Genomic DNA, 5,939 nt, shown 5'->3' on the forward strand with positions numbered 1-5,939 from the left:
CCGGCGTGAGCAGGCGCACCGTACGCAGTCCCGCCCGCTGCGCCAGCAGCTCCACCGGGCGGTATCCGCGACGGCGCATCGCGGCCCGTGAGGCCGGCACGCACACCACCGTCCAGCCGCCGGGCGGAGGCACCCCGGAGGCGTCCCCCACCGCGGCCGCCGCGGCGCCGCGCAACGCGTGCGAGAGCGGCCGTGCGAGACCCGTGCGGCCCTCCTCCTTGAAGGCGCGGATGACCCGTGCCCGCACGCCGGTGAAGGGCAGCCCGGCGTACACGGCGAACCCCGCGACGGGCCGGCGCACCACGTGCGGCGTCAGGGCCGTGCGGCATCCGTCGCAGAGGCCCGTGCCGTCGGTCCCGCAGCCCGCACACCGCACCGGAAGGATCAGCGCCAGAGCTTCGGAGGCGGCTCGGCGTGCCGGATGCGGCGTCATCCCCCGATCGTGCGGCGACGCCTCGCCGAGCGCCATCCGCGCGGCGGCCATGTGGAGATGCCGCCCGGCCACCGCCGCCTGTGGACGAAGCGCCACCGGGGAATGCCCGCTGCCGGAGAACGCCGAGCGCTATCGGGGAATGCCCTGCACGGTGCCGAGCACGCGGATGCCGTCGGCCGCGAGCTCCCAGTTCGAGCCGCGCTGGTTGTACATCGCGCCGTCGCTGGTGCGCACGCGCACCACTGTGCCGGTCGACCCGGCGATGGTGGTCGTTCCCGCGGGGCCCGCGGTCTCCGACCCCGGACCGCCGACGGTCTGTGCGATCACGCCGATCCCGTCGGAGCTGTGCGCCAGCACGCCCACCGTCGTGTCGTCGAGCCAGGTCAGGTCGATGCCCGCGCCGGGCAGCGTGGCGAGCACGGCCGGCTGGCCGAGACTCTGCGGCGCCCCGTCCGAGGCGCGGACGACAGCGGCGATGTCCAGCTGGAACTGGCCGCCGGCAGTGACGAGCGCGGCGAGGCGGGTGCCGTCGCGGGAGAGCGCCATCGCCGTGATGCGGGATGCCTCCGGCCACGCGCCCGCCACGGAGATCGGGCGTCCGACCGGGCTGTACGCGGACACGTCCGACGGTGAGCCGGCCGGCACGCTCCAGACGTACCCTCGGGTGTCGATCTGCGGCGCGATCAACCCGCTGCGCCGGTCGAGCATCAACGGCTGCCCCTTCGCCGAGATGCGCTGCACGTCGCCGTGGGCATCGCGCACCGCGGCCGCGGTGTGGTCGGCGGACAGCTGCATCGCCGTCGGTGCGGCGCGCGCGATGGCATCCGAGAGGCCGGTGATCGGGTCGACCCCGCTCCCGTCGGAGCGCAGCAGCCCGACCTGTCTGCCCGCCTCGACGAACGACTGGGGCGGGATGCGCGTGGACGCCGTGCTCAGCGTGTGCGCGGCCAGGGTGGTGCCGGCCGACGTCATCGACACCGCGTTCACCCCGGCTGTCGCGAGACTGGCCTGCAGCTGCGTCTGCATCCGGTCGAGCGTCGTCTGCTGCGCGGTCAGCGCTCCGCCCGACAACGGCACCCGCGCGATCCCGCTGTCCACGGCCACCGACGGCACATCCATCGACACGTTGTCGGGGAAGGCGCTGGACACCGCGCCGGACAGCCACGCGCTCGGCTTGCCGTCGATCAGCTCCTTGGAGATCTGCGTGACCGCGTTCGTCGCCGGGAACCAGCGCACGTCCGGCACCAGGTACGTCCAGGTCGGGTCGTAGTACATCAGCGCGTACTGCCGGTAGACGCTGCCGAACTGGTCGTCGCCGAGCACCACCCCCTGGGGCGCCTTCGCGATGCGCCACTGCTTGTCCACCTTCACGAGCGTGAACGGCAGCGGCGTCTGCCCTCCCCCGGACGGCGTGTACGCCCCGGTGGCATCCACCGCCGCCGTCGGGCTGACGTCCATCGTCACGTGCGCGGTCTCGGGGCTCGCGTACCGACGCAGCGACCGGTCGTCCACCGTGACGCTCGCGCGCGGATCCCATTTGTCCCGGAAGCCGGGTGCGAGATACAGCCGGGCGGTCGCCCAGTTGTCCTCCGGGCCGGAGCCCGCATCGATGAAGCCCTGCACGATCTGCTCGGGCGACGCGCCATCCTGCGGCTTCTGGGGCGTGAACGTGAAGTCCGGCGGCGCGACCGCCCCGGGACGCAGGCCCGCCTGCACCGGACCGCTGACGGGCAGTCCGGTGCAGGCGGCGAGCGCCGCGAGCAGCACGGCGAGGAGGGTCAGGAAGCCGCCCCGCCGGACCGCGGTCGATTGCCCGCGCATCACGACTCGGCCCCCGCCTTCGGCAGCACGATCGGCTGGGTGACCCCGAGGCTCTCGAACGAGCTCTCGTCGCCGGGGTCGGTCGGGATCGGCGAGCGGCCGTCGAACGGCTGGCCCGGACGCGGCAGCGTGAGCACGAAGTTCGTGCCTCGGCCCTGCTGCGACCACACGGTGAGCGTGCCGCCGTGCAGGTGCGCGTCGCCGAGCGAGATCGACAGCCCGAGGCCGGTGCCGCCGATCGTGCGTTTGCGGGACGGGTCCGCGCGCCAGAACCGGTCGAACACGCGCTCGCTGTCGGCCGGCGCCATTCCGAGCCCGAAGTCGCGCACCCCGAGCGCCACCGCCTGCTGGTTGCTGTCGACGGTCACGACGATGGGCCGGCCCTCGCCGTGCTCGATCGCGTTGCCGAGGAGGTTGCGCACGATCCGCCGGATGCGGCGCGGATCCATGTCCACCGGCGAATACCCGCCGGGCGCGACGAGGCGCACATCCGTGCCGAACTGCTCGGCGAGCTGGCTCATCGACCCGATGACGTCTTCGGCGAGGTGCGCGAGGCTCGTCGGCTCGAGTTCCAGCTGCACCGATCCGGCGTCGTAGCGGCTGATCTCGAGCAGATCGGTCAGCAGCACCTCGAAGCGCTGCACCTGCGTGTGCAGCAGCTCCGCGGATCGCGACATCGCCGGGTCGAATTCACCGCGATGGTCGTTGAGCATGTCCGAGGCGAGCTTGATCGTGGTCAGCGGCGTGCGCAGCTCGTGCGAGACATCCGACACGAACCTCTGCTGCACGAGCGACAGGTCGCCGAGCTCCTTGATCTGCGCCTGGATGCTGTCGGCCATCGCGTTGAACGAGCGGCCGAGCGTCGCCATCTCGTCGTCGCCGTGCACGGCCAGCCGCACGTCGAGGTTTCCGGCCGCGAGCTCGGCGCTGGTGTCGGCCGCCTCCCGGATCGGTGTGGTCACCGATCTCAGCACGAACCACGAGATCGCCGCGATGAGCAGCACGAGGGCCGTGCCGACGATCCACAGCGTCGCCTGCACGAACGAGAGCGTCTGGGACGCCACCTCCAGGTCGAAGGCCAGGTAGAGCTCGTACGGCCCGACGTCGGGCATCACGAGCTGCTGGCCGACCACGATGCCGGGCGTCACCCGGCCGTTGCCGCTCGGCAGGCCCACCGACTGCCACCACTGGGTGTCCGCACTCGACGATCCCTCCACGTGGCGGCGCAGCTCCGGGGTGATCAGGTCGGGGTTGAGGCCGTCGGTGTGCGAGCCCTGGGGGGCCAGCTGCGAGGGCGTCGTGTTGATGCGGATGACGGCGATCCGGTCGGTCGAGGACTGCTGCGCGAGCGACGACACGACGCTGTTGAGCAGGTTCTGCATCTGCACGGGATCGCTCTGCACGACGGCGTCGTCGAGCGTGGTCTGGGCCGTGTCGGCGGCACGGCGCGAGTCGGCGAGCACCTGGTCGCGGCGGGAGTTGAAGAGGTTGTTCTGGATCGCGAGGGCCATCGAGATGCACGCGACGAGGATCGTCAGCGCCGTGAGCGCCAGGGCGACGAGCACCGTGCGGAAGCGCAGCGACCGCCGCCACAGCTGCGCGACGGTGTCCGGCCAGGACCGCCAGTCCCGCCAGGAGCGCAGGCGCACGGCATCCGGGGGCGGCGCAGCGGGGTGCGGCATCCTCAGCATGCCGTCACCTGCCGTCCGCTCCGACGCATGGGACCGCTACCGCGTCTTGCCGGCGCGGTAGCCGACACCGCGCACGGTGGTGATGATGCGGGGGTTGTCCGGGTCGGCCTCGACCTTGGCGCGCAGCCGCTGCACGTGCACGTTCACCAGCCGCGTGTCGGCCTTGTAGTGGTAGCCCCACACCTGCTCCAGCAGCGCCTCGCGTGAGAACACCTGCTGGGGCTTCGACGCCAGCGCCACGAGCAGGTCGAACTCGAGGGGGGTGAGCGGGATCACCTCGACGCCGCGTCGCACCTCGTGTCCGGACACGTCCACCACGAGGTCGCCGATGGCCATCGCCTCCGGCTGGGCGGCCACCGCCGGGCGCAGGCGGGTGCGGATGCGGGCGACCAGCTCCTTCGGGTTGAAGGGCTTCACGATGTAGTCGTCGGCGCCGGCCTCCAGGCCGGCCACCACGTCCTCCGCGTCGGAGCGCGCAGTGAGCATGATGATCGGAACGCCGGACTCGGCGCGCACGCGCCGGCAGATCTCGATGCCGTCCATGCCGGGCAGCATGAGGTCGAGGAGGATGAGGTCCGGGTCCTCGCCGCGCCAGGTCGCGAGCGCTTCGGCGCCGTCGGCGCAGAACACGGCTTCGAAGCCCTCGGTCTCGAGCACGATGCCGATCATCTCTGCCAGGGCCGTATCGTCGTCGACCACCAGGATCCGTGAAGTCATGGCTGTGGGTACACATCCTTCGTCCGTCGGGGCGCACGCGGATAGCGATCCCCAAGATTCCGCCATATCAGGCTAGTCCAGGCACCCGCCGACACGGGTGAGGACGCCGCGCGGCGCCGTCCGGGTCCGGTGTCGGGGGCGTGTGCCACGATGGACGCACCGATCCTTCAAAGGAGCCGCCATGAGCGCATACCCGGCCTGGACCCCGGCCTCCCGTCCGGGGATCGTGCCGCTGCATCCGCTCGGGTTCGGACTGCTGCTGGGGCGCTCCTTCGCGGCGCTGAGGCACAACCCGCGCGTTCTGCTCGGGTTCGCGCTCGCCGTGCAGGGCGTCGCGTACATCGTCACCGTCGTCGTGGTCGGCTTCGTCTCGTTCGCGCTCTTCTCCCGCCTCGACAACGTGCCGCCGGGATCGTCCGACTACGACCAGCTGATGGCCGGATCCGTCGGCTTCACGGTGCTCGTGGGCGTCGTGCTGAGTCTCGTCGTCGGCGCCTTCAGCGTGCTGGTGCAGGCGGTCGTGGTGGTCGACGTCGCGCGGGGCGTACTGGCCGAGCGCCCCACGCTGCGCGAGATCTGGGCCCAGGTGCGGCCGGTCGCGTGGCGGCTCATCGGCTACGCGGCCCTGCTCATCGCCGCCCTCGTCGTCGCGATCGCCGTGGCCGCGGGCATCGCGATCGCGCTGGGCGTGGCCAACTGGGCGGTCGGGGTCATCGTCGCGGTGTTCGCGCTGCTCGCGAGCATCCCGCTGTGGCTGTGGCTGAGCACGAAGCTGGTGCTGACCCCGGCCGTGATCCTGCTGGAGAACGCCACGATCCGCGCGGGCATCGCCCGGTCATGGCGCCTCACGCGCGGCCGGTTCTGGCCGATCCTCGGGGTGATCGTGGTCATCCAACTGGCGTTCGCCGCACTCGGTCAGGCGATCGCCGTGCCGTTCTCCGTGCTCGGCGGCCTCACCAGCGCGATCGTGGCTCCGACCGGCGGCGACTCGCAGGATCTCGTCGTGCAGTTCGTCTTTGCCGCGGTCGTGCAGATGCTCGTGCTGCTCATCCAAGTCGTCGGCTCCATCGTGCAGGCCACGGCATCCTGTCTGATGTACGCCGACTGCCGCATGCGGCACGAGGGGCTCGACCTGGATCTGCTCGCCTATGTGGAGCGGCGGGACGCCGGTGAAACCGGCCTGCCCGACCCCTTCACCGTGGGCATCGGGCGCGCCGCGGCACCGAGATTCCCGGTCCCGCAGCAGTATCCGCAGTGGACGCCTGCGCAGCCGGCTG

General features: G+C 71.9%; 5 protein-coding genes. 1 reads left to right on the forward strand and 4 read right to left on the reverse strand.

Going from position 1 to position 5,939, the window contains the following annotated elements; translation table 11 throughout:
* From VJR25_RS09100 to mtrA, 4 genes are all read right to left on the reverse strand, one after another.
* Positions 1-529: ComF family protein (locus VJR25_RS09100; RefSeq protein ID WP_414683761.1), on the reverse strand; the 529-nt coding region annotated here is incomplete at its 3' end.
* Positions 530-562: 33 nt separating this feature from the next.
* Positions 563-2,257 (reverse strand): hypothetical protein, encoded by a 1,695-nt coding sequence (locus VJR25_RS09105; RefSeq protein ID WP_414683762.1) that lies wholly within the window; start codon positions 2,255-2,257, stop codon positions 563-565.
* Positions 2,254-3,936: an MtrAB system histidine kinase MtrB gene (gene mtrB, locus VJR25_RS09110; protein WP_324114655.1), complete on the reverse strand. Its 1,683-nt coding sequence runs from the start codon at positions 3,934-3,936 to the stop codon at positions 2,254-2,256. Before mtrB ends, VJR25_RS09105 begins: the two co-directional genes overlap by 4 nt.
* A 45-nt stretch (positions 3,937-3,981) precedes the next feature.
* Positions 3,982-4,662: an MtrAB system response regulator MtrA gene (gene mtrA, locus VJR25_RS09115; protein WP_324114656.1), complete on the reverse strand. Its 681-nt coding sequence runs from the start codon at positions 4,660-4,662 to the stop codon at positions 3,982-3,984.
* Between the two features lie 181 nt (positions 4,663-4,843).
* On the opposite strand from mtrA, the gene VJR25_RS09120 reads away from it, so the two are divergent.
* A partial coding sequence (locus VJR25_RS09120) for a hypothetical protein (protein ID WP_324114657.1) occupies positions 4,844-5,939 on the forward strand: 1,096 nt, incomplete at its 3' end.

The sequence above is a fragment of the Microbacterium sp. genome (genome assembly GCF_035277845.1).
Lineage (GTDB): Bacteria > Actinomycetota > Actinomycetes > Actinomycetales > Microbacteriaceae > Microbacterium.

Coding starts and splice junctions, on each gene's coding strand:
- mtrB (WP_324114655.1), bottom strand. CDS start 3,936: ATGCCGCACCCCGCTGCGCCGCCCCCGGATGCCGTGCGCCTGCGCTCC.
- mtrA (WP_324114656.1), bottom strand. CDS start 4,662: ATGACTTCACGGATCCTGGTGGTCGACGACGATACGGCCCTGGCAGAG.